At 40.4% G+C, this 24,053-nt stretch carries 24 protein-coding genes and 2 tRNA genes; 18 read left to right on the top strand and 8 right to left on the bottom strand.

The genetic code is table 11. The features are described from left to right. Positions 1-4 precede the first annotated feature (4 nt). The 3 genes from CRYPD_RS02695 to CRYPD_RS02685 all read left to right on the top strand — a co-directional run bounded on the left by CRYPD_RS02695 (position 5) and on the right by CRYPD_RS02685 (position 2,094). A tRNA-Val gene (locus CRYPD_RS02695) sits at positions 5-80 on the top strand. A gap of 9 nt (positions 81-89) precedes the next feature. Next, a tRNA-Asp gene (locus CRYPD_RS02690) sits at positions 90-166 on the top strand. An 86-nt stretch (positions 167-252) separates the two neighbouring features. Further along, a complete protein-coding gene (locus CRYPD_RS02685; protein ID WP_138146035.1) occupies positions 253-2,094 on the top strand; it encodes a SurA N-terminal domain-containing protein in 1,842 nt (613 codons plus the stop codon). Between the two features lie 58 nt (positions 2,095-2,152). Here CRYPD_RS02685 and CRYPD_RS02680 read toward each other — a convergent pair whose 3' ends face one another. Then, positions 2,153-2,938: an enoyl-ACP reductase FabI gene (locus CRYPD_RS02680; protein WP_138146034.1), complete on the bottom strand. Its 786-nt coding sequence runs from the start codon at positions 2,936-2,938 to the stop codon at positions 2,153-2,155. Positions 2,939-2,998: 60 nt separating this feature from the next. On the opposite strand from CRYPD_RS02680, the gene CRYPD_RS02675 reads away from it, so the two are divergent. The 13 genes from CRYPD_RS02675 (at position 2,999) to CRYPD_RS02620 (ending at position 15,128) form a co-directional block, all read left to right on the top strand. Then, positions 2,999-3,823 carry an MFS transporter gene (locus CRYPD_RS02675; RefSeq protein WP_138146033.1) on the top strand — a complete coding sequence of 275 codons (825 nt, stop codon included), beginning with the start codon at positions 2,999-3,001 and terminating at the stop codon, positions 3,821-3,823. Further along, a complete protein-coding gene (locus tag CRYPD_RS02670) occupies positions 3,816-4,625 on the top strand; it encodes an MFS transporter (RefSeq protein ID WP_138146032.1) in 810 nt (269 codons plus the stop codon). The genes CRYPD_RS02675 and CRYPD_RS02670 overlap by 8 nt, the downstream gene beginning before the upstream one ends. Then, positions 4,622-5,083, top strand: a complete 462-nt coding sequence (lspA, locus tag CRYPD_RS02665; protein WP_138146031.1) for a signal peptidase II — start codon at positions 4,622-4,624, stop codon at positions 5,081-5,083. The genes CRYPD_RS02670 and lspA overlap by 4 nt, the downstream gene beginning before the upstream one ends. Next, entirely contained in the window at positions 5,080-6,060 is a 981-nt protein-coding gene (locus CRYPD_RS08250) for an NAD(P)/FAD-dependent oxidoreductase (RefSeq protein WP_212743993.1), read from the top strand. The genes lspA and CRYPD_RS08250 overlap by 4 nt, the downstream gene beginning before the upstream one ends. Then, entirely contained in the window at positions 6,061-7,758 is a 1,698-nt protein-coding gene (gene recJ, locus CRYPD_RS08245; protein WP_212743992.1) for a single-stranded-DNA-specific exonuclease RecJ, read from the top strand. It abuts the gene before it with no gap. Between the two features lie 38 nt (positions 7,759-7,796). Beyond that, the gene (gene thrS / locus CRYPD_RS02655; protein WP_138146030.1) at positions 7,797-9,689 is read left to right on the top strand and encodes a threonine--tRNA ligase; all 1,893 of its coding nucleotides are present in this window, start codon (positions 7,797-7,799) and stop codon (positions 9,687-9,689) included. After that, a complete protein-coding gene (gene infC, locus CRYPD_RS02650) occupies positions 9,689-10,216 on the top strand; it encodes a translation initiation factor IF-3 (RefSeq protein ID WP_138146029.1) in 528 nt (175 codons plus the stop codon). Before thrS ends, infC begins: the two co-directional genes overlap by 1 nt. Before the next feature lie 122 nt (positions 10,217-10,338). After that, positions 10,339-10,536: a 50S ribosomal protein L35 gene (gene rpmI / locus CRYPD_RS02645; RefSeq protein WP_071563888.1), complete on the top strand. Its 198-nt coding sequence runs from the start codon at positions 10,339-10,341 to the stop codon at positions 10,534-10,536. 14 nt (positions 10,537-10,550) lie between these two features. Then, positions 10,551-10,907, top strand: coding sequence for a 50S ribosomal protein L20 (gene rplT / locus CRYPD_RS02640; RefSeq protein ID WP_138146028.1), 357 nt, complete (start codon positions 10,551-10,553; stop codon positions 10,905-10,907). Between the two features lie 52 nt (positions 10,908-10,959). Then, positions 10,960-11,439: an outer membrane lipoprotein gene (locus CRYPD_RS02635; protein WP_138146027.1), complete on the top strand. Its 480-nt coding sequence runs from the start codon at positions 10,960-10,962 to the stop codon at positions 11,437-11,439. A 10-nt stretch (positions 11,440-11,449) separates the two neighbouring features. Further along, positions 11,450-12,463 (top strand): phenylalanine--tRNA ligase subunit alpha, encoded by a 1,014-nt coding sequence (gene pheS / locus CRYPD_RS02630; RefSeq protein WP_138146026.1) that lies wholly within the window; start codon positions 11,450-11,452, stop codon positions 12,461-12,463. Between the two features lie 11 nt (positions 12,464-12,474). Beyond that, positions 12,475-14,838 carry a phenylalanine--tRNA ligase subunit beta gene (gene pheT / locus CRYPD_RS02625; RefSeq protein WP_138146025.1) on the top strand — a complete coding sequence of 788 codons (2,364 nt, stop codon included), beginning with the start codon at positions 12,475-12,477 and terminating at the stop codon, positions 14,836-14,838. Next, positions 14,838-15,128 (top strand): integration host factor subunit alpha, encoded by a 291-nt coding sequence (locus tag CRYPD_RS02620; protein ID WP_138146024.1) that lies wholly within the window; start codon positions 14,838-14,840, stop codon positions 15,126-15,128. The genes pheT and CRYPD_RS02620 overlap by 1 nt, the downstream gene beginning before the upstream one ends. A gap of 1 nt (position 15,129) precedes the next feature. On the opposite strand, the gene CRYPD_RS02615 is transcribed toward CRYPD_RS02620, so the two are convergent. Next, on the bottom strand, positions 15,130-15,600 hold the full coding sequence (locus tag CRYPD_RS02615; protein WP_138146023.1) for a hypothetical protein: 471 nt from the start codon (positions 15,598-15,600) through the stop codon (positions 15,130-15,132). A 44-nt stretch (positions 15,601-15,644) separates the two neighbouring features. On the opposite strand from CRYPD_RS02615, the gene CRYPD_RS02610 reads away from it, so the two are divergent. Continuing rightward, entirely contained in the window at positions 15,645-16,547 is a 903-nt protein-coding gene (locus CRYPD_RS02610) for a DMT family transporter (protein ID WP_138146022.1), read from the top strand. On the opposite strand, the gene CRYPD_RS02605 is transcribed toward CRYPD_RS02610, so the two are convergent. The 3 genes from CRYPD_RS02605 to CRYPD_RS02595 are packed head-to-tail and all read right to left on the bottom strand — an operon-like array spanning position 16,537 to position 18,198. Next, complete coding sequence (locus CRYPD_RS02605) at positions 16,537-17,178, bottom strand: DUF502 domain-containing protein (protein WP_138146021.1); 642 nt, start codon at positions 17,176-17,178, stop codon at positions 16,537-16,539. The genes CRYPD_RS02610 and CRYPD_RS02605 overlap by 11 nt on opposite strands. Before the next feature lie 4 nt (positions 17,179-17,182). Beyond that, positions 17,183-17,494, bottom strand: a complete 312-nt coding sequence (locus CRYPD_RS02600; protein WP_138146020.1) for a YqfO family protein — start codon at positions 17,492-17,494, stop codon at positions 17,183-17,185. Further along, positions 17,494-18,198: a DNA alkylation repair protein gene (locus CRYPD_RS02595; RefSeq protein ID WP_138146019.1), complete on the bottom strand. Its 705-nt coding sequence runs from the start codon at positions 18,196-18,198 to the stop codon at positions 17,494-17,496. The genes CRYPD_RS02600 and CRYPD_RS02595 overlap by 1 nt, the downstream gene beginning before the upstream one ends. Positions 18,199-18,216: 18 nt before the next feature. On the opposite strand from CRYPD_RS02595, the gene CRYPD_RS02590 reads away from it, so the two are divergent. After that, positions 18,217-18,957: a HesA/MoeB/ThiF family protein gene (locus tag CRYPD_RS02590; protein WP_138146018.1), complete on the top strand. Its 741-nt coding sequence runs from the start codon at positions 18,217-18,219 to the stop codon at positions 18,955-18,957. 57 nt (positions 18,958-19,014) lie between these two features. Here the strand turns inward: CRYPD_RS02590 and guaB are convergent, their stop codons facing one another. From guaB to CRYPD_RS02575, 3 genes are read right to left on the bottom strand one after another with little or no spacing between them, the layout of a single operon-like run. Beyond that, complete coding sequence (gene guaB / locus CRYPD_RS02585) at positions 19,015-20,475, bottom strand: IMP dehydrogenase (protein ID WP_138146017.1); 1,461 nt, start codon at positions 20,473-20,475, stop codon at positions 19,015-19,017. Position 20,476: 1 nt separating this feature from the next. Further along, a complete protein-coding gene (locus CRYPD_RS02580; protein WP_138146016.1) occupies positions 20,477-21,133 on the bottom strand; it encodes a TIGR04211 family SH3 domain-containing protein in 657 nt (218 codons plus the stop codon). Beyond that, positions 21,130-23,877 (bottom strand): valine--tRNA ligase, encoded by a 2,748-nt coding sequence (locus tag CRYPD_RS02575; protein ID WP_138146015.1) that lies wholly within the window; start codon positions 23,875-23,877, stop codon positions 21,130-21,132. The genes CRYPD_RS02580 and CRYPD_RS02575 overlap by 4 nt, the downstream gene beginning before the upstream one ends. Positions 23,878-24,053: the final 176 nt, after the last annotated feature.

The raw sequence follows: 24,053 nt of genomic DNA, 5'->3' as shown, positions 1-24,053 counted from the left end.
TTTTGGGCGCTTAGCTCAGTTGGTAGAGCATCGCCCTTACAAGGCGAGGGTCACAAGTTCAAGTCTTGTAGCGCCCACCAAAAAAAAATGGAGCGGTAGCTCAGCTGGTTAGAGTGCCTGCCTGTCACGCAGGACGTCGCGGGTTCGAATCCCGTCCGCTCCGCCATTTTTTAAATAGCACTCTAAATGAGTGCTATTTTTTTTGCCCACTCGTTTATAATTATCCACCTTGTAAATTTATAAAATTGTACTATGTTAAGTTCTATTAAAGATAAAATTAAAGGTTGGGTTGCTTATTTGGTTGTTGGTTTAATTACTGTTCCGTTTGCTTTATTTGGTATCAGTGAATATTTCACGAGGGCTGCTAATGTTGTAGTTGCTTCGATTGATGGTGAGGATATTTCTAAAGAGGCGTTTTTGTTGGAATTTAACTATACTAAAAGACGCTTGCAACAAGAATTGGGCGAGAAATATACGGCTGAACTAAATAGCATGCTGAAGCTCTCAACTATTCAATCAATGGTGGATAGACGCATGTTGACGCAATTGGCAGATAAGTTGGGCTATGCAATAACTCGGATCGAGTTACAGGCGTTTATTCAAGCAAACGATGTATTCAAGAAGGATGGCAAATTCTCTATGGAGCAATATAAGCAAATACTCAGTCTAAATGGCTACTTGGATATTGAGTATGAGCGTTTGCAGGCAAAAGAATTAATGCAAAATCAAATTAAATATAATTTTCTAGATTCTGCGTTTATAGCGCCATCAATGCTCAAGCGACTACAGTCGTTGAACGACCAACAGAGAAAATTTAGCTACATTCAGCTTGATGTAGCGGATTATGCCAATAAAACAGAAGTAGAGGCTAAGAGTGTTAAAGAGTTTTATGAGACAAAAAAGCAACTGTTTTTTGAACCAGAACAGGTGAAAGTTGATTTTGTTGAATTGTCGTTTAAGGAAATTGCCAAAGGCATTAAGGTGAATGACGACGACTTATTTAATTTTTATGAAGATGAAAAGCAGCGTTTTAGTACCGAAGAAGAGCGCCAAGCTCAGCATATTTTGGTTGAGTCTGAGGAATTGGCCAGTACCATTGTGGCACAACTTAAGCAAGGCGAGGATTTTGCTAAGTTAGCCGCTGAACATTCACAAGATGCAGGCTCAAAAGACAAGGGTGGAGATTTAGGATTTTTTACTGTGGGTGTGATGGTACCTGAGTTTGAGGTTAAGGCATTTGCCATGAAAGAGGGCGAGGTCAGCAGTCCAGTCAAGACAGATTTTGGCTATCATATTATTAAGTTAAACAAGATTAAAGCAGAAACTACTAAGCCCTTTGAATCAGTGCGTGACGAGCTAACCAAGCTTTACACTGAGCAAACCGTGCAAAAATCCATTTACAAACTAACAGAGCAATTAGGCAATTTAGCGTATGAGGCAAGTTTGGAAGAGGTGGCCGATCAAATGGATTTGAAACTTCAGACTTCTGAGTTTTTTGCCCAAGATACAAAAGCACACAATGCCAAGTTTGTCGCTGCAGCTTATAGCGAAGAAGTGCTAAATAAGGGTGAAAATTCTACGATGATTGAACTGTCTAAGGATAAGTTTGTAGTACTAAGAATTGACAGCAAAGTGGCACAGAGGCAAAAGACATTTGATGAGGTAAAATCTGAGATTAATCAGCACTTAGCCAGTTTGCTAGCGAAGACTTTTATTGACAACATTGTTAACAATATTGCCAATTCGTTCGCCAGTGGCGATACGAACGCCGCCCAAGCGTTTATGGACAAAAATCAACTCACATGGAAGGAGGTTGACTGGGTTACAAGAGGCTCAAAGCAGGCAGATATTGAGATTATCAGCCGTGTTTTTGCCTTGTCTAAGCCAAACGATGACGCTACTTACGATGCCTATAGTTTAGATGATCAGCGAGCAGTTGCGTTAAAGCTGTCAGCGGTCAAAACATCTGGAAATGCAGTAAACAGTACATTACCAAAGGCAATTCTCAGTCTTGAATCTGAGGAAATGTTTAAAAGTATTTTAGCAACATTACGCAAAAATGCCGATATAGAAATTTTTGAAGATCGTTTGTAGAGAATCTGTACAAAAAAATACCAGCGAAAGCTGGTATTTTTTTTATTTGGATTGAAAGTTATAAATTCGGGCCTTTATCGTAGAAATTATAACCTGAATCAATGTAGGTAATTTCGCCAGTAATGCCTGAGGCTAAATCTGAACATAAAAACGCAACAGCGTTGCCGACTTCTTCGGTGGTTACATTGCGTTTAAGTGCTGATGAGTCAGCGGCATAATCTAGCAATTTACCAAAGTCTTTAATACCAGAGGCAGCTAAAGTTTTAATTGGGCCAGCAGATACGGCATTGACACGAATGCCTCGATCAGGGCCCAAAGCTGCTGCCATGTAGCGCACATTTGCCTCTAGCGAGGCCTTGGCAACGCCCATTACATTGTAATTCGGAATGGCACGAATGCTGCCTAAATAACTTACGGTCAGTAGCGCACCGTTGTCATTTAACATCGAATTTGCGCCTTTTGCCAATGCGGTGAAACTATAAGAACTGATGTCATGTGCAGTGGCAAAGTTTTCACGGGTAGTGGCTTCAATGTAGTTGCCATCTAGTGCTTCTCGTGGGGCAAAAGCCACCGAATGTATTAAAATATCAAAGTTATCCCAATGATTTTTTAATTCTTCAAAAGTTTTTTCAATGCCTTCGTCGCTAGCCACATCGCATTCAATCACAATATTTGAATGACAAACAACGGCACATTTATCAACTCGTTTTTTAAGTTTTTCATTTTGATAGGTGAGTGCAATCTCACATCCTTGTTTTGCCATTGCGTGTGCAATGCCCCATGCAATCGAGCGGTTTGAAGCAACGCCGACAACCAATGCCTTTTTTCCATCTAAAAATCCCATAACAATCTCACTTTATTAAAATAAACAAATTATAATGATAAATTTTACCTTGTAATTTATATGTTGGATATTTTACTCACACCGATTAAAGCCATGCGTTTACGCTATGTTCCTCTATTATTGGTGTATTTTTCTTATGGGAGTAGTGTTTTTACTGCCATTGCTGAGAATTTTTGGGTCAAAGACTCGTTGGACATGAGCGCTGCGGATTTGGCAGAGTTGGGAATATGGCTAACTGTGCCGTGGACGGTGAAGATGATTTTTGGCTCATTAGTGGACAGTGTGCTGGTTTTTGGCTCTAATCGAAAGTCTTATGTATATATCGGTGCATTGCTGATTACCCTTAGTTCTCTGATGATGATTGCAGTGGTGGGCGATTATTCAATCGTTGCGGAATTTCCTAAAAAAAGTGTCTATATTTTTGCCAGCGTGATTGCTGTGATTGGCTTTGTAATGCAAGATGTGGTGGCAGACACGATGAGCACCGAGGTGGTGGATAAAAACCAATCTGAGGCAGAAATCCACCAAGAATTGGCAAGCATTCAGGTGTTGGCTCGTTTGTCATTAGGGTTTGCGATTTTTATCACTGGCTGGGTTGGTGGTGAACTGGCAGATGTTTTTAAAGACAATCGGGAAGTGGTGTTTATTATTGCATTATTTACCCCTTTATTGTCCATTCTTGGGGTAACGCTGGTGCGTCTTAACCCTGTGCCAGTGTCTGAGATTAACACCCATGTGTTATTTGGTGGTTTGATTTTTGCAATATTTATTGTTTCTATGGGCTACGCACAAGTGCCTTATTCGCAAGAGATTGTGTTTGTTGTCTCACTTGGTGTTGTATTGTATTTGTTGAATGATTTGAGACCTTTGCATAAATATGAATAATCATCAAAAATCCACTTTTCACCCGCTTGGCGATTTTTTAAACTCAGCCTTAGCCCTGCTAGGACAAGGTTTAAGAAAATCACCAATCTGGCAAAAATTGAATTTTGCTAATCATCCCTATTTATGCAAAGGTCTCGATTTGATTGGCGATTTAAGTGCGAGTGCTATTCGCCACATTAAAATGGTAATGATTATTATTTTTGTTTATAGAGCAATGCCCTTAGTTGGTGTATCCTTACAATGGTGGCAGATTGATGCGCTTGGGTTTGACGAGTCATTTTTTGCAAAACTTTCAGCCATTAGTGGTGGTATTGCGCTGGCGGGCATGTGGTTTAGTGCCAAATTTATTGTCAAACGCAATATTGCCGAGGTGCTGATTTTCTTAACCATTATTGGCACTGTATTGTCGCTGCCGATTATGGCAATGTATTACGATGTTCATACTATGCTTGGCATTGAGGCACGAACGGTGGCGTTGGTAGACACCGCATTAGCCTCTCCATTTAATTATATTGCCCAAGTTTTAATGCTCACTTTGGTGGCAATTTATGCCCCTGAGGGTAGAAAAGGCACTTGGTTTGCGCTAATGGCATCGCTGATGAATATTGCCTTATCAGCGGGCGGCTTGCTGACCAAATACCTGAATAAAGTCTTTATTGTTAGTCGTGAGGTTGTTACTGATAGCGTGGTAACTACTGCACAAAATTACACAGAACTTGGCAGCCTGCTTTGGATTGTCATTGGCGTAGGCTTTGTGGTGCCTATCGCTGTTATCTTAAAATTTAACCCAAACAAAGCATGAGTATTCGTAGATATTATAGTTGGGCTTTGGCGTTAGTTTTACTTGACCAAATCAGCAAACTTTCGGCTTACGAGTATTTAGGTGGTATTGGTAATTCAGTCGATATTAATGAATATTTTAGGCTAACTTTTGTGCATAATTACGGCGCAGCTTTTAGTTTTTTAGCTGATCAAGGTGGGTGGCAACGCTATTTTTTATCAGGCGTGTCTGCCACTGCTGGTATTGTGATTACTGTTTGGATGTTTAAAACACCCCTAAAATACAAGTTTAAACTCATCAGCTTAACCCTAATTTTATCGGGTGCTGTTGGCAATATGATTGACAGAATAGTAAACGGCTTTGTCATTGATTTTATTGAACTGCATTATCAAACTTTTTATTGGCCAATTTTCAACTTTGCTGATATTTTTATCAGCCTTGGCGTGTTGTTATTAATCATAGTGGATTGGAAAAAATGAGTGATTGCTTGGTTATCGGCGGTGGCGTGATTGGGATGATGAGTGCCCGCACGCTGGCGATGGCAGGTGCTAAAGTAACGCTGATTGACCAACGAGCGTGTGGCAAGGAGTCCTCTTGGGCAGGCGGAGGTATTATTAGTCCACTTTATCCTTGGCAGTATAGTGATTTGGTGAATGAGCTGAGTAGGGCGTCGCAGGCGGTTTATGGGGATTTGTGTGCGGCATTGCTGGACAATACAGGCATTGACCCCGAATATATCCACTCAGGGTTGTTAATGATGGATGAATACAACACACCTGAGGCGCAAGAATGGATGGACAAACATCGGTTTGATTTTCAGTCTCATCCCCAAGGTGCTTTATTTGCAAATATTGCCCAAGTGCGTAATCCTAGATTGTTAAAAGCACTCAAAGCCGATATTTTTAAACGCGGGGTTAAGATTGTTGAATACACTAAAGTTAATCAGTTAATAACTGAAAACAGCACCACACTTGGCGTTGTTACCGATAATAAAAAGTATTATGCCGATCACACGATTGTGTGTAGCGGCGCTTGGAGTTCGTCTTTATTGGATGCTAAAAATACAATTTACCCGATAAAAGGGCAGATGATTGTCATCAAATCTAAGGCTGGCGTGGTTGAGCATATCGTCCTTGACCAAGGTAGGTATATCATCCCTAGAAAGGATGGTCAGCTTTTGATTGGCTCTACCATGGAGGATGTGGGGTTTGAGCGTAGTATTGACGCCCAAGTTGGTGCTGATTTGCTGGCATTTGCTGTTGCCCGATTTCCACAATTAAAAGATGCTAATATTGAACATCACTGGGCAGGCTTTAGACCTGCAAGTAAAGCGGATGTTATGATTGAAAAACACCCTCAGTTAGCGCATTTATACATTAATACCGGACATTTTCGTAATGGACTAAATATGGCGCCAGAAAGTGCCAACAGAATAAAACAAATGATTGAGGGATGAATGCTTACTAGAAAATTAGACAACTACTTATTTGAATCTTACTCAGATGATATTCCTGTGTTTTTAAAGAAAATTTATGCTGCTAGAGGCGTGTCAGAGGCGCAATTGTCTTTGGGCCTCGCCCATCTTTTATCCCCTAATTTTCCCCAACTAAACACCGCCCTTGACCTCCTTGGGCAGGCTTTGCTTGCTCAAAAACGCATTTTAATTGTGGGTGATTTTGACTGTGATGGCGCTACTGCATCGGTGGTGGCAGTTAAATCGCTGAGAATGATGGGCGCTAAGTATGTGGATTTTTTGGTGCCTAATCGTTTTGAGCATGGTTACGGATTAAGTCCTGAAATTGTTAAATTGGCAATCAAGGAAAAACAACCTAATTTGATTATTACTGTTGACAATGGTATCTCAAGCTTTGACGGGGTGAAGTTGGCAAAAGACTCAGGTATTAATGTGATTATTACCGACCATCATTTGCCCAGCGATAAAGTACCAGAGGCAGATGCGATTATTAATCCTAATTCAAAGGGCTGTGAGTTTTTAAGTAAGAATTTAGCGGGTGTTGGCGTGTGTTTTTATTTAATGTCGGCACTTAAAACCCACCTCACTAAGTGCGATTATTTCACTCAGCACAGTATTCTTCTGCCAGATTTACGCACTGTGCTAGATTTGGTGGCACTCGGCACGGTGGCAGATGTAGTGAAACTCGACCAAAATAATCGTATTTTGATTGACCAAGGTATTCGGCGTATTCGGCTCAAACAATGCTCACTCGGTATTTTAGCGTTATTAGAAATAGCCAATCGACCCGCACAAGCCTTGCAAGCTAGTGATTTGGGCTTTGCTGTTGGGCCTCGTTTGAACGCCGCTGGTCGTCTAAGCGATATTTCTCGTGGCATAAAATGCCTACTCACCGATGATATCAACGATGCGCGTCGCTATGCCGCAGAATTAGAGCAATTTAACCAAAAGCGCAAAGAACAACAAATCCGTATGCAGGAACAAGCGCAAGCCATTGTGGACACACAAGAGGTAACAGAGGCTAAATTTGCCATCAGCTTGTTTGACCCCTCTTGGCACGAGGGTATTGTTGGTATTGTGGCCGGCAAACTCAAAGAGGATTACCATTGTCCAGTAGCAGTATTTGCCCAATCAGGTGATTTTTTAAAAGGCTCAATCCGCTCTATTCCCAGTGTTCATATCAAAGATTTACTGGATTTGGTAGATAGGCAAAATCCTGATTTAATCTTAAAATTTGGTGGTCATGCTATGGCAGCAGGTTTAAGCATTAAAAAAGAAAATTTTGCCAAGTTTGAAATCACCTTTGCAAACGCCATTCAAGCACATCTTAATAACCAAATCCCCAAAGTCGAACTCCTTACTGACGGTAAACTTGAAGTCTTTGATATTTCCTTAGACAACGCACAATTATTAGCAGATGCTGGGCCTTGGGGGCAAGGCTTTGAAGAGCCCATCTTTTACGGTGAATTTGAACTCGTCGAACAAAGAATTGTCGGCGAAAAACACCTAAAATGCCGCCTAAAACTGATGGGTAATAGCACCATATACGAAGCCATCGCCTTCTTTCAGTCTCCCATCAAAGATACAACAGCGCAAATTGCTTATAAGTTATCCATTAATGAGTGGCGTGGCAGTTGTACTTTACAATTAATGGTTGAGCAAATAAGTGCTTTAAAATAAGGTAAAATAGCGTCTTTCATTTTTTAAAGTTTTTAACCATGCCAATAATTACCCTGCCAGACGGTACTGAAAAATCCTTTGACCAAGCCATTAGTGTTTTTGATGTTGCTAAGTCAATTGGTTCGGGCTTGGCTAAGGCGACGCTTGCGGGCAAGGTAAACGGTGAACTGATGGATGCTGCTTATGTGATTGAGGTGGACAGCTCGTTGTCTATTATTACTGACAAAGACGCAGAAGGGCTTGAGGTAATTCGCCATTCTACGGCGCATTTGTTGGCACAGGCGACACAGATGCTTTATCCTGATGTACAGGTAACGATTGGTCCGGTGATTAAAGATGGTTTTTACTATGACTTTTCCTATAAAGACGGCTTTTCAGAGGGCGATTTAGCTAAAATTGAGAAGAATATGAATAAGTTGGTGAAGCAAAATCTGAGGATTGAGCGCAGTGAGATGTTGCGTGATGAGGCGGTGCAATTTTTCAAGAATAAGGGCGAACATTATAAGGCGGAAATTATTGAATCTATTCCTGCCGATCAAACACTGTCCTTGTATAAGCAGGGCGATTTTATTGACCTTTGTCGTGGTCCCCATGTGCCGTCCACTGCCAAACTCAAAGCCTTTAAATTGATGAAACTGGCGGGTGCTTATTGGCGTGGCGATTCTAATAACGAGATGTTACAACGAGTGTATGGCACAGCTTGGGCGAGCAAAGAGGATTTGGCGACGCATCTGCATAGATTAGAAGAGGCTGAAAAGCGTGACCATCGAAAAATTGGTAAAACCCAAGATTTATTTCATATGCAAGAAGAAGCTCCAGGCATGGTGTTTTGGCATGAAAAAGGCTGGACATTGTATCAAATTGTTGAGCAATATATGCGTGGTGTTTTTAGAGACAATGACTACAAAGAAGTGCATACGCCACAGCTGATTGATAAAAGTCTTTGGGAAAAATCAGGGCATTGGGATAAGTTTGGCGATGCGATGTTTACCACCAGCAGTGAAAACCGTGATTATGCGGTAAAGCCGATGAATTGCCCCGCACATATTCAAATTTACAATCAAGGCTTAAAGTCTTATCGAGATTTGCCGTTGCGTTTGGCAGAGTTTGGCTCTTGCCATCGCAACGAGCCGTCAGGCACGCTACACGGTATTATGCGAGTGCGTAATTTTGTACAAGATGATGGGCATATTTTTTGTAGTGAAGCACAGATTCAGAGTGAAGTATCGGCGTTTATTGATTTGACTTTTAAAGTTTATCAACATTTTGGTTTTGACAATATTGACATTAAACTTTCTACTCGCCCAGAAAAACGAGTGGGCTCAGATGAAGTGTGGGACAAGGCAGAAGCCGCACTCGCACAAGCCTTAAATAACAAAGGCATTAAATGGGAATTACAAGAGGGTGAGGGTGCTTTTTATGGGCCAAAAATTGAATTTGTACTGAAAGACTGCCTAGAGAGGGAATGGCAATGTGGCACTTTACAGGTGGATTTTTCGATGCCAGAGCGCCTAGATGCACAATTTATTGCCGAAGACGGTTCAAAACAAACCCCAGTAATGTTGCATCGTGCAATCGTGGGTTCGCTAGAGCGATTTGTGGGTATTTTGATTGAACACTACGAAGGCGCATTTCCATCTTGGTTGGCACCCATTCAAGCGGTTATCCTTAATATTTCTGAAAAACAGGCAGATTTTGTTGTTGATATTGAGAAAAAATTAAAAAAACAAGGGCTTAGAGTGATTTCGGACTTGCGGAATGAGAAGATAGGCTTTAAAATACGCGAACACTCTATGCAACGCTTTCCATATTTATTGGTTATCGGTGATAGAGAAATGGAAAATAACGAAATTTCAGTAAGAAAACGCGGTGGCAAAGACCTTGGGTCAATGTCAATTGAGGCGTTTATTAAGTTAGTAAAAGAGGATTAATTATTAAAAAACCAAATAGAATACGCATCAATAATTACATTAAAGCGCCTAAAGTGCGTGTTATTGATAGTAAAGGTGAGCAGGCCGGTGTATTAGACACGGAAAGTGCACTAGAAATGGCGAAAAAATCTAAATTAGATTTAGTGGAAGTGTCACCAAATGCTGAGCCACCCGTTTGCAAGGTGATGGATTTTGGCAAGTATCGGTATGAGCAGAAAAAGCAACTGAGCGACCAAAAGAAGAGACAAAAGAAAACCACCGTTAAAACTATTAAATATCGTCCTGGTACAGAAGAAGGCGATTATCAAATTAAATTTAGGAATTTGGTTAAATTTTTAGACAATGGTGATAAAGTTAAAGTAAGTATTTGGTTTCGTGGTCGTGAAATGCAACATCGCGAGCTAGGAATGGTAATGCTAGACAGAATTGAGAAAGATACAGAAGAGTTTGCCAATGTAGAGCAAAAAGCAAAGATGGAGGGTCGTCAGCTAGGCATGATGCTGGCACCCAAATCGAAGAAGAAATAAGCACAGCTTATTTTATTATGAGTTGTTGAATGCGAGAGATGTATTTTTTGCGTTCAACAGGTCTACTAATAAACCGCCACTCGTTGAGTGGCTTATATGTCCCATAGGACAAGGAGTAAATTATGCCGAAGTTAAAAACCAACCGAGGGGCTGCAAAGCGCTTCAAAAAAACTGCCAGTGGCGGTTACAAATGTAAACACTCTCACCTGCGTCATATTTTGACCAAAAAGAGTACTTCTAGAAAACGCAGTTTGCGCGCACCAGACACAGTCGAAAAGGCCGATGTACCAATGGTTCGTAAAATGTTACCGTATAGTTAATAGGAGAATAGAAAATGGCAAGAGTATCAAGAGGTGTGCAAGCGCACGCAAAACATAAGAAAATTTTAAAGAAAGCTAAAGGTTATTACGGTGCAAGATCAAAGGTCTATCGTGTTGCTAAACAAGCAGTTATTAAGGCAGGTCAGTATGCGTATCGTGACCGTCGTCAAAGACGCCGTCAATTCCGTAGGCTTTGGATTGTGCGTATTAATGCTGAAGCGCGTAACAATGGTTTGAGTTATTCAAGAATGATTGATGGCATGAGCAAAGCAGGCATTGAAATTGACCGTAAAGTTTTATCAGATATTGCGATTTTTGATAAAGTAGCATTCACCAAGATTGCCGAACAAGCAAAGGCGGCTTTGACTTAAATAAATAAGGCGTATAATTACGATTCAACTAATAAGAAAGGGTAGTAGAGTTATGAAAATTAAAATAATATTAATGGCGTTAATAGTGGTATTTTTATCGTCTTGTGATTCTTCGATGAATCGTTTTACTGAAGATAGTCGAGGTGCGAATACTTATTCTCGCGCTGAAACTGGCAGGCTTTCTAGTGTGGCAGAAGGGATTATTATTTCTATCAAACCCGTTCGATTGTCAGGCTCTAAAGGCATGGGTTCTGGAGTTGGCGCCTTGTTAGGGGCGGCGGCTGGTGCTGGTGCAGTTGGTCATCATGATAGTGACCGAGCCGCAGGTGCCGTTATTGGTGGTTTGCTAGGTGCAATGGCAGGCAGTGCGATTGAGGAAAACTCGACTGAATCGACTGGTTTTGAGTTTTTAGTGAAATTAAGCACGGGTCAGATTAAGGCCTTTACGCAAGAAGGCAAGCAAGACCTTAGAGTGGGCGATCAGGTGTATGTTATTCATGGCGGGCAAACTGTGCGTTTAACGCGTAAGTAATTGACTACTGGTGATCGATGATATTCTCAATAGGGCGAAAGATGCTATTGAAAAAGCGCAAAACTTAAATGATTTAGAAGAGTTGAGAGTGACGCTTTTAGGTAAAAAAGGTGAATTAACCGCTTTACTTAAAGGACTTGGTAAACTAAGTGCAGAAGAGCGACCAAAGATGGGCGGGGTGATTAACCAAGCTAAGGGCGTGGTGCAAACGCTGTTAACTGAGCGCAAAAATACACTGGAAACCATTGCATTAGAGGCGCGTTTATTGAGTGAAAAAATAGATGTTTCTTTACCTGGTCGTAACACCGAAATGGGCGGGCTTCATCCTGTTACTATCACGCTGAAGCGCATTCAGTCGTTGTTTGCAAAAAATGGCTTTGAAGTGGCAGCTGGTCCTGAAATTGAGGATGATTTTCATAACTTTACTGCGCTTAATATCCCTAAACACCATCCAGCGCGTGCGATGCATGACACTTTCTATTTTAATGATGGGTCTGTACTTAGAACGCATACCTCTCCTGTGCAAATTCGCACACTTGAAAAACAAAGCCCCCCTGTGCGTATTATTGCACCAGGGCGTGTGTATCGTTGTGATTCAGATATTACCCATACGCCGATGTTTCATCAGGTGGAGGGGCTGATTGTTGATAAAGATGCAAATTTTTCCCAGCTTAAGGGTTTGTTGATTGATTTTTTGCGCGCCTATTTTGAAAAAGAAGACTTAAAAGTGCGTTTTCGCCCTTCATATTTTCCTTTTACCGAGCCTTCGGCTGAAGCGGATATTGAGTGTGTTATTTGCAATGGAAAAGGCTGCCGTGTTTGCAAAAAAACGGGATGGTTGGAAGTCTTAGGTTGTGGCGTTGTACATCCGAGTGTTTTAAACTCGGTGAAGATTGATAGCGAGGAATATACTGGGCTGGCTTTTGGCATGGGCGTTGAGCGTTTGGCGATGTTGCGTTATGGAGTGAATGATTTACGCCTATTTTTTGAAAATGACGTTCGTTTCTTAAGACAATTTAAATAAGGATTTTTGAGATGAATATTTCAACAACATGGTTGCGTGAATGGATTGACCCAAAAGTTAGCGATAAGGTGTTAGCGGAGCAGCTGACAATGGCTGGCTTAGAGGTTGATGGTATTGCACCCATCGCACCTTATTTTGAAAATGTTGTGGTAGGCCGTGTTGTGTCTTGTGAAAAACATCCTGATGCCGATAAATTAAATTTATGCCAAGTGGATGTTGGTTCTGGCAATAATCTACAGATTATTTGTGGTGCTAGTAATATTCGTACTGATTTAAAAGTGATTGTTGCCACGATTGGTGCCGTGTTGCCAAATGGGTTGAAAATCAAAAAAGCCAAACTTCGTGGTGTTGAATCATTTGGTATGATTTGCTCAGAAGCTGAATTAGGTATGGTAGATAACTCAGACGGCATTAGTGAACTAGAGGTTGATGCGCCTATTGGGGAAAACATCAGAAAATATCTAAATTTAGATGATAATATTATTGAGTTGGATATTACACCTAATCGTGGTGATTGTTTTTCGGTATTGGGCGTAGCGCGTGAAGTGAGTGCCAATTATAACTTGCCATTTATCATGCCAAATATTAGCGTTTCAGCACAAAGCAGCTCCAATATTGACACTCGTGTTAGTAATGCCATGGCTTGCCCTAAGTATTTGACCAGAAGCATTTCAGGTATTGATAACACGCTCAAAACACCCAAATGGATGGCTGATAAGCTCATGCGTTCTGGTCAGGCACTGCATTCACCAGTGGTAGATATTACTAACTTTGTTTTAATGGAGTTAGGTCAGCCAATGCATGCGTTTGATGCTGCTAAAATCAAGGGCGGAATTAAAGTTAGAAATGCCAAATCGGGCGAGAAAATTGAATTATTAAACGAAACCACAGTGGTGCTGGATGAGGATACTTTGGTTATTGCTGATAACGATTCAGCACTTGCTATTGCTGGTGTGATGGGCGGACTAGACAGTGCTACGCAGAGTGAGAGCACAGATATTTTGCTGGAAAGTGCGTTTTTTGAGCCAGTATCAATTGCGGGCAAGGCAAGAAAATATGGCCTGCACACTGAATCTTCACTGCGTTTTGAGCGAGGCGTAGATTTTAATATCACTGAGTTAGCAATGGACAGAGCCACGCAATTGATTATTGAAATTTGTGGCGGTCAGGCAAGTGAAATTAACACTTGTATTGATGAGACATTTTTGCCAAAACTCTCGGCAATCATTATCACTCAAGACAAGATTCACAAGGTTTTGGGCTTTGAATTAGAAGCCAAATGGATTGAGGAAAAATTTATTGGGTTAGATTTTAAAATCAGCGACAAAACCGAGCATTCTTGGACCATTATCCCGCCAAGTTTTAGGTTTGATATTCGTATTCCTGCTGATTTGATTGAGGAGTTGGCGCGACTGTATGGCTATGACAAAATACCTGTGCAGAAGTTGGCACTTGATGCGACTATTAACACCATTCCAGAGGCACAAATTGATAAATATGATATTGCACAATCTTTGGTAACACGAGGTTATCAAGAGGTAATTACTTACAGTTTTATCTCAGAAAAATACCACAATCTGATTGATGTAAATGCCAATAAAATTATGCTGTCTAATCCAATTTCAGCAGAATTATCTATCATGCGCTCATCGCTTTGGGCAGGCTTATTGCAAAGTGTTGAATCAAACCAAAGGCGTGGACACAATAATGCTAGATTTTTTGAAATTGGTTTGTGTTTTTCTGGTGTTAAAGCAGAGGAACAATCAAATAAATTGGCAGGAGTGGTTTCAGGCAATCGTTTTGATGCACAGTGGTTAGGTGATTTAATGCCAGTGGATTTTTTTGATGCTAAGGCTGATTTAGAATCATTGCTTAAACTCACGGGCACTAGATTTGAATTTAGAGTGAGCGAACACCCCGCTTTACAAAAAGGGCAAACTGCCAAGATAGTATTAAATGGGAATCTGGTCGGCTGGATTGGCGCTTTAACGCCAAATGTTGCCAAAGAATTGTCCTTGCCTAAATGTTATTTATTTGAAATTGATTTAGAAGCACTGCTAACAGGCAAAATTGCTAAATACAAAGCCTTTTCTCAATACCAGCAATCTCAACGAGATATTGCACTGGTGTTAGATGAGTTAATTCCCGTGTCTGAACTGATAGACAGTATTGAGGCGTTACAACAGCCTGATTTTGTCGGAGTGAGTTTGTTTGATGTCTATACAGGCGAAAATATTGAGACTGGAAAGAAAAGTGTCGCGCTTAATCTAACTTACCAGTCCCTAGAAGCAACTTTAAGTGATGATGAAGTAAATACCAAAGTAGACAAAGTGTTGGTGCTGATGAAAGATAAATTTTCAGCCACTCAAAGATAATGTCAGTTACTAAGAAAAATATCGCCGATCTGTTGTCAAAGCAAATGGGCATCAGCTACAGTCAAGCGTTGTTGATTACCAATGATTTTTTTGACACGATTAAAGCATCGCTTGCTAAAGGTGAGGCCGTTAAGTTGTCGGGTTTTGGTAATTTTGTTGTTAGAGAGAAAGTGGCTCGACCTGGTAGAAACCCAAAAACAGGTGAGCCAGTAATCATCTCAGCCAGAAAAGTGGTTACTTTCAAGGCGGGATTAAAACTCAAAGAAACAACCCGATCAGGGGCTTCATAGCTTATTTCGATATAGCGCTCATAAAGCCTTTGAGTACGGGCATTGCCTTGTCAATTAAATCTTGGTCTTGTGCCGTGTTTCTGATTTGGTCTTCTAATGTCTTGTTGGTCGCTTTGAGCGTTACTTGATAATCATCATCAAACTCAAATGCGATAAAGTAAAAACCCTTGCCCTTGTTTCTGGTCGAATGCACCGCCAAAAAATCTGTTTCCCATGAAAGCTCTGCTTGATAAGCGACAGATGAATTGGCACTGTCTTTTTGTACTAAGATAAGGGTACCACCAAAATGAAAAATAAACTTGTCAGCACTGCAATTTGATGCGGGTTTAATTTGTAATTCGTTGCTATTCAGTGCATCAGAAATTTGTTTGAGTTGTGGGCCGCTAAGTTGGATATATTTAGCATCTAAATAATCATTAATGTTACTATCAGGGTAATTATTTTCTAGAAATTTAATTAGTTTTTTTAACATATTGCTCTCTTGGAGAAAAAAATCCTATTATAATCGTAAAATCTATGAGTAACGCCCAACAAAATACCTTATTAGGTTTGCTATTAGCATTTTTAGGCACTTTTTTGTTTGCCTTAAAATCTATTTTTATTAAATTGGCTTATCTTGAAGGGCTGAATAGCGATGTTGTGCTTATGTTACGCATGGCAATTGCATTGCCTATTTACCTTAGTATATTGGGTTATCTTTTTTGGAAAAAAGACAAATTTAAGACACTTACCCAGACAACATTTTTCAGTATTGTTGGACTGGGTTTTATAGGGTATTTTTTAGCATCCTTGCTGGATTTAAAAGGGCTTGAATACATTTCTGCTGGCTTGGAAAGATTAACTTTATTCACTTACCCTATTTTTATTGCCATTTTAGGCGCACTATTTTTTTCCACACCCTTATCCAAACGCATTGTTATTGTGCTAATCACAACTTATTTAGGTTTGTGGATTATGTTTAGCCAAGAAAGCCTGTTGAGCGGTAATAACGACACCAAAATTGGCGTTATACTGGTGTTATTTTCAGCATTGAGTTACGCATTTTATGTATTATTTAGTAAAAATATCATCACTAAAACTGGCTCTGTTTTATTTACCGCAGTTGCCATGAGCATCTCTAGCGTATTCGTCTTATTCTTTTATTTCCTACTATTTGATTTTTCCCAAATATCCATTAGCCATAACGCATGGTTATGGGTATTTTTATTGGCGACAGTGAGTACAGTGATACCCAGTTTTTTAATCAGTGAGGCAATTCACAGAATTTCACCACTACAAACGAGCATTATGGGTATGCTAGGGCCTGTTGTTACTATTATGCTAGCAGTATTAGTGCTTGCTGAGCCATTTGGTATTCATCAGTTTTTTGGTGTTGGCTTGGTGGTGTTAGGCGTAGGGCTGCTGATTTTTAGGCGCTAGTTTGTTTTTTCTTCCATTCGACAAAGGAAATTAAGTTGTTGCTTGGATCTTGACTTAAAATTTCGCTCATGCTTTTTGTTCCCATTGACAATAAATAATTAAGATTGTCATTAAATTTTGCCCCTTCGATGACCAAAATATCATCTTCGTGAATCTCAAACATAAAGCCGCCGTTGGGAATGGGGCTCATTGAAAGCGTTACTGTGTAATGGTCTTTAATAATACTTTGTTTAATGGAATACATTAATCCAATGTTATAGCCCGATTGGGTGAAGCCTTTAATTGCCACGACTAAAACATCGTTTTTGCCCTTTTTTGAGGAATTAAAAATGTCCACAATATCCTTAATCGTAGAATAGAACGGTACTTTTTTGACTAGCAACTCAAGCATAGAGGCGATGCGCGTGGTAGCAATACTGCCAATAACAGATAATGCCAACACCGTGGCAACAACCCCTGCAATTACCCACAATAGAAAATACTCACTGGTATTAACGCCCAGCCCATCAAACAAAATGAGGGTTAATATTGAGGCTTTTGCAAATAACCAATCCACAATAAAAACGATGAGCAGAATGGGCAAAATCCAAAAGAATCCTTGTAGCGCAGTATTAAATATTTTTTTAAACATTGTTTTATAATTTCTCCATTTTTAACACTGAATAAGCGACTTGCTCATAAGGGTGTGCGGATTTCATTGCCTGTATTACTTGCTTAAGAGAAGCCTTCGCACATAGCATCTCAACCTTATATTCCTCAATAACTTCTAACTCATCCAGTGTGCCAATAGCAGGATTAGCATTATTAACTGGTTTGAATTGTCCAGCGCCTTGCGTCTGCCAAGCACAGTGTTCGTAGTTATCAAATTGTCCTGCACCTGCTTTAAACATTGCGTTTTTAACAATATCTAAATCAGTTTCAGGCACATAAAAACTAATTTGATACATTAGAAATTTCCTTTTAAATAATTCAGCCTTTCTGCTTCTTCCATGCGTTCAATCGCATATCTTAAAGTAGTTCTAGGCAGCTGTGTGTAATTTTTTTGTAGAAAAGTTTTGCAAACATCGGGGGCTTTTTTATGCACCTCTCTGAGCATCCAGCCAACGGCTTTGTGAATCAAATCTTGTTTATCTGTGAGCAATAATTTGCTGATTTTGAGTGTGGTAGAAAACTCATTTTGCTTGATAAAAGCCCAAGTTGCCACAATGGCAATGCGCCGTTCCCATAAGTCATCTGAATGCGCAAAATTAAACAGCAGTGGCAGTTTTTCTGGATGTTGGTGTAGATAATCCCCGACAATTTGCGGCGTGGTGGTGTCCACCAAATCCCAATTATTAACTGCTTGGATATTGCCAATGTAATAACCAAACACCGCCTCCTGATTGCCAGCCTGATACTGATTAACCAGCATAATCAGCCCACAATGGCGCACTTCGTGAACAGGGTGGCTGATAAGTTTGTCAATTTCTTTAAGGTCAATTGTCTTGAAATACTGCTTGGCCACTTGCCGAGTTTGCGGTACACGCACGCCGATAAATTTATCAAACTCTGAGTATTCGCCTTTGCCAGTTTTAAAAAACCACTCGTTGGTTTTCTTGCGCTCAGGCGTTGCGAAAGACTCAAGTGTTTTAATTATTATGTTTGCATTCATAGACTATAATTTTAGCTTATGAATGATGAAAAATTACTTAGATATTCCCGTCAAATCCTCTTGCCAGAAATAGGTGTAGAAGGACAGCAAGCGTTACTGGATTCTACAGTGCTGTTAATTGGATTGGGTGGCTTAGGTGCCCCCAATGCTTTATATCTCGCTGCTAGTGGCGTTGGGCATTTAATTATTGCTGATTTTGATCAAGTGGAATTGTCTAATCTTGCCCGCCAGGTCATTCATCACACGAGTGATATTGGCAAGGACAAAGTCGCCTCTGCCAAAGAAAAAATGCTGGCAATTAACCCCGATATTCAAATCACCACCTTGACAGATTTAAACGAAAACAATATAGCGGATTGGGTGCAAAAAGCTGACATCGTGCTTGATGGCACTGATAATTTTGACACTCGTTTCAAAATTAATCAGGCTTGCGTTACCCAATGCACGCCTTTGATTTCAGCTGCAGTTATTCGCTTTGAAGGGCAGTTGTCTGTTTTTAAGGGTTATGAAGAAAATCAGCCCTGTTACCAATGCCTCTATTCAGTTACAGGCAACAGCGACGAGAATTGCACCAGTAACGGTATTCTTGCTCCTGTTGCAGGACTGCTCGGCACTATGCAAGCACTGCAAGCCCTCAAAGTTTTGCTAAATTTAGGGGAACAGCTGGTAGGTAAATTACTGATTATTGATGCACTAGGTATGAATTTTAGGGCTGTAAAGTTAAGCAAAGATCAACATTGTCCAATTTGCAATCAGTAAACCTAATACCAGTATTTTTTTTATATAATCTAGCGCAGTGAAAAAGAAAAAGCGAAACTATTGGTGATAATTTGGGGCTTCTTTAATTATTGAAACATCGTGCACATGAGATTCAACCATACCTGCTGAGGTTACTTGAACAAAAGTGGCATCGGTGCGCATTTTGTCTAGTGTTGCACAACCTGTATACCCCATTGACGATCTAACGCCGCCGAGTATTTGGTGAATGATAGGACGGATAGAGCCTTTAAAAGGAACACGACCTTCAACGCCTTCTGGAACTAATTTGTCTGCTTTAGAATCTGCCTGAAAATAGCGATCAGACGAGCCGTGCGCTTGATTCATTGCCCCTAATGAGCCCATACCACGATAAGATTTGTAAGAACGACCTTGGTAGAGTTCAATTTCACCTGGAGACTCTTCTGTGCCTGCTAACATTGAGCCAAGCATCACGCAATAAGCGCCAGCAGCAAAGGCTTTGGCAATATCACCAGAATAACGAATGCCACCATCAGCAATCAGTGGTACACCTATACCTTTAAGGGCTTGGGCAACATCAGAAATGGCAGTGATTTGTGGCACGCCAACGCCAGCAACAATACGAGTGGTACAGATACTGCCTGGACCAATGCCGACTTTGACACAGTCTGCACCTGCTTTAACCAAGTCCAGTGCAGCGGCACCAGTGGCAATATTGCCAGCAATAATGTCGAGTGTCGGGTGTTTGGCTTTGGTTTTTTTAACACGGTCAAGCACGCCTTGAGAATGCCCATGTGCGGTATCAATCACAATCACATCTACACCGGCTTCAACCAAAGCATCAATGCGTTTGCCTGTGCCATCACCTACACCAACAGCAGCACCTACTCGTAATTGTTCTTTGTCGTCTTTGCAGGCGTTAGGGAAGTCAGTTGATTTTTGAATATCACGAACGGTAATCATACCTTGTAAAGTAAAGCCATCAGCGGTAATAACGACGCGTTCAATGCGGTGTTTTTGTAACAATGCACGAACTTCGCTCATATCTGTACCCTCTTCAACAGTAATGAGTTTGTTCTGCGGGGTCATTACATTTTCAACCAAGTCATTAAGGTTGGTTTTAAAGCGAATATCTCTACTTGTTACCATGCCAACAATAGTATTGCCATCTACTACAGGCAGTGCGGAAATTTTGTATTGCTGTTGTTTGTCGTGCACATCTTTAATCGTTGCCTTGGCATCAATGGTAATTGGGTCTCTAATAATGCCAGACTCAAAGCGTTTAACTTTATGTACTTCTGCCGCTTGCTCTGTGGATGACATATTTTTATGAATAATACCAATACCACCTTCTTGTGCCATTGTAATTGCTAAGCTAGCCTCGGTTACTGTGTCCATTGCAGCTGATAAAATGGGTGTATTTAGTGTAATATTTTTGGTTAATTGTGTCTTTAGGTTAACTTCTTTTGGCATGGTGGTCGAATGTGCGGGCACAAGTAATACATCGTCAAAAGTCAGTGCGGTTTTTAGTAAGTTCATTTTAAAATCTCCTTTGATTTGTGCGTTTTTGGAAAATAAAGCCTATGATAAATCCAAAGAACAAGACCAGTGCGCCAACGATAAACCAGTTTCTAGCGCTGGATTCTTGTTCAACAGTACTGTTATTTTGTAATAATTGCAATTCTACTTTTAGTTGCAGTGCTTGCGTTTTAAGGTTTTTATTTTCGTATTCAAGTTTAAGTGCATCTTTATAAGTTTGCTTAACATGCTCTTTTTCTGATTTTAATTTACCAGATTGAATAGACAATTCTATATTTTTCGCCTTTAAATTAAGTACTTGTTTTTCAAACTCTTTGTTTCTGTCGTTTTTTTTAGAAAGTAATAATTGATTGTTATTATTACTGCGTTTAAGTGCTTCTAATTGCACTCTTGCAGGTTTATTAGAGGTTAAATAGCGTGAAATCATCCAGCCAATGGTTTGCTCAAATTTAACTTTAGTCCAGCCGTTTTCAGTGGCTAAAATTTCTAATTTAGTGCCAGAATCTAGCATTTTAATGAGGTTACTAGGGCTGTTTTGAATTTTACCTTCAGAACGCATAGGGATAGGCACCATATCGGTTACATAGACGAATGATTTGGCATTTACCACTGAATACGACAATAAAAGTAGTGAAAATAAAGTGTTTTTTAGTTTCATAAGTTGTTTATTTTTCCTAATTGTATTGATAAATCAGCAATGGCATTTTCTGTTGCAAGCAATCTTTCTCTTTCTGTATTGACAATGGCTTCAGGTGCACTACTGACAAATTTCTCATTGTTTAATTTCCCTTCAAACTGTATTTTTTGTTGGTTTAATTTTTCAATTTCTTTATTCAGCCGTGCAATTTCTTGTTCTTTGTCAATTAATCCCGCCAAAGGAATGAGAATTTTCATCTCTCCTACTAATGCTGTGGCTGATTCAGGCGCTTCCTCGCTAAGGGGAAGTTTATCAAGTGTTTGCATTTTTGACAAGGCATTTAAAATATTGGCATTATTGTCAAGATAAGCTTCATCAATCGCATTAAAATCTTGTACAAAGCAATGTAACGGCTTGTTAGGTGAAATATTCATTTCGCCACGGATTTGGCGTACGCCCAAGATGAAGGTTTGCAACCATTGAATTTCTGCCTCAGAGCTTGTTGAGATGAGTTGAGAATCAACTTTTGGATAAGATTTTCTCATCAAACTGCTGTTGTCTTGGCCGAGTAGAGTGCTACATTGTTCAAATATTTCCTCGGTAATGAAGGGGATGATAGGGTGAAGTAAAGTAACGATTTCATTCAGGACTTTAATCAGCGTGGCTTGTGTGCCAGCCTTAGTCGCCTCATCTGCCAATAAAGGCTTGGATAATTCTAAATACCAATCGCAATAATCACCCCAAACAAATTCGTAGAGTTCTTGACTCATTAAATCTAGGCGATAATCACCCAAATGCTTTTCAACCTTGGCTTTAGTGTCTTGTAAACGAGACAAAATCCACGCATCGGCTGTTGATATTTGTGCATTTGGATTAATGCTTTCACCTTCGAGCTTCATCAGCACAAATCGAGAGGCGTTCCAGAGTTTGTTGCAAAAATTGCGATAGCCCTCAACGCGCTTGAGGTCGAATTTAATATCTCGTCCAAAAGAGGCAAGTGCAGCGAAAGTGAAGCGCAGTGCATCGGTGCCAAAAGCGGGAATACCATCGGCAAATTCTTTTTTGGTTTGTTTTTTAATTTTCTCTGCCATTTTTGGCTGCATCATACCTTGTGTTCTTTTTTCGAGTAAATCTGCCAAGGAAATGCCGTCAATTAAATCAATCGGATCCAGCACATTGCCCTTAGATTTAGACATTTTTTGCCCTTGCCCGTCTTTGATTAAGCCAGTAATGTAAATGTCTTTAAATGGCACTTCACCAGTAAATTTCAGCCCGAACATAATCATTCGTGCCACCCAAAAGAAAATAATATCAAAGCCTGTTACCAAAACATCGGTTGGGTAAAAACGCGCCAAATCAAGGGTTTTCTCAGGCCAGCCCAAGGTTGAAAATGGCCACAGAGCAGAGGAAAACCAAGTATCAAGCACATCTTCGTCTTGCCTGAGTGCCACGCCTTCACCCGCTTGCTTTTGTGCTTCTTCAAGTGAATCTGCCACAAAAATATTGCCTTTGTCGTCATACCATGCGGGAATGCGATGCCCCCACCAAATTTGGCGAGAAATACACCAATCTTGAATGTTGTCCATCCAGTTAAAATAAGTTTTGTCCCAATTTTGTGGGATAAAGCGAATCTTGCCATTTTTCACCGCATCAATTGCAGGCTGTGCCAATGGCGCAATTTTCACAAACCATTGGTCGGTTAGATAAGGTTCAATCACGGCATTGGTTCTGTCGCCGTGTGGCACCATCAATTTGTGGGGTTCGATTTTATCTAACAGACCTTGTGCATCTAAATCCTGAATAATTTTTTTGCGTGCTACAAACCTGTCCATACCTATATAAGCGCTATTAATCGTATCATTAATTTTGGCATCATCCGTCAAGATATTGATAATAGCTAAATGATGCCGTTGCCCCATTTCATAGTCGTTGAAATCGTGTGCAGGAGTGATTTTGACGCAGCCTGTGCCAAAATCTATATCCACATAATCATCCGCAATGATGGGAATTTTTCTATCAGTGAGTGGTAAATCAATGGTTTTGCCGACAAGATGTGTATAACGCTTGTCATCAGGGTGGACGGCAACAGCGCTATCGCCCAGCATAGTCTCAGGGCGTGTGGTTGCTACTACCAAATAATCATCGCTGTTGGTAATTGGGTAGCGCATATGCCAAAGCGAGCCTTGTTTTTCGGTGCTGATTACCTCAAGGTCAGATACAGCAGTATGTAAGACTGGATCCCAATTCACTAAGCGCTTGCCACGATAAATCAGCCCTTCTTTATGCAGTTGAATAAAGACTTTTTTTACTGCATCTGAAAGCCCATCATCCATTGTAAAACGCTCTTTATCCCAATCCACTGAAGCGCCTAGGCGACGCATTTGCGAGGTGATTGTGCCACCAGATTGTTCTTTCCAATCCCAAATTTTTTCAATGAATTTTTCTCGACCAACTTCATGGCGAGTGATGTCTTGAGCAGCTAATTGACGCTCAATCACCATTTGCGTGGCAATGCCTGCATGGTCTATACCCGGCTGCCACAGCGTTTGCTCGCCTTTGCCACGATGATAGCGCGTCAGCACATCCATAATAGTGTGCTGAAATGCGTGTCCCATATGCAGACTACCCGTTACATTTGGCGGCGGCAACATAATGCAATAGGCGTTTTTACTGGTGGCGTTTGAGTTTGAAGAGAATAAATTTTGATTTTCCCAAAGTGAGCGATATTTGGCTTCGATTTGTTCAGGATTATAGGTTTTTTCCATTAACTTATAAAGAGGGATTAAACTTTACAATTATACTATAGTGTAATGTGAGACCTTTGCATAAATCAACCAAAACCACACCAATCCAGTAAAATAACAACCATCTAAAATCAATCAAAAAAATAACAATGTCTTGGAAACAAACAACTCAACATTCATTCGCAGACTCTCTTGTT

The sequence above is a fragment of the Bathymodiolus heckerae thiotrophic gill symbiont genome, from assembly GCF_900180345.1.
GTDB lineage: Bacteria > Pseudomonadota > Gammaproteobacteria > PS1 > Pseudothioglobaceae > Thiodubiliella.
Note: the sequence above shows the minus strand (reverse complement) of the source record. Positions and strands in the feature narration are given on the sequence as shown.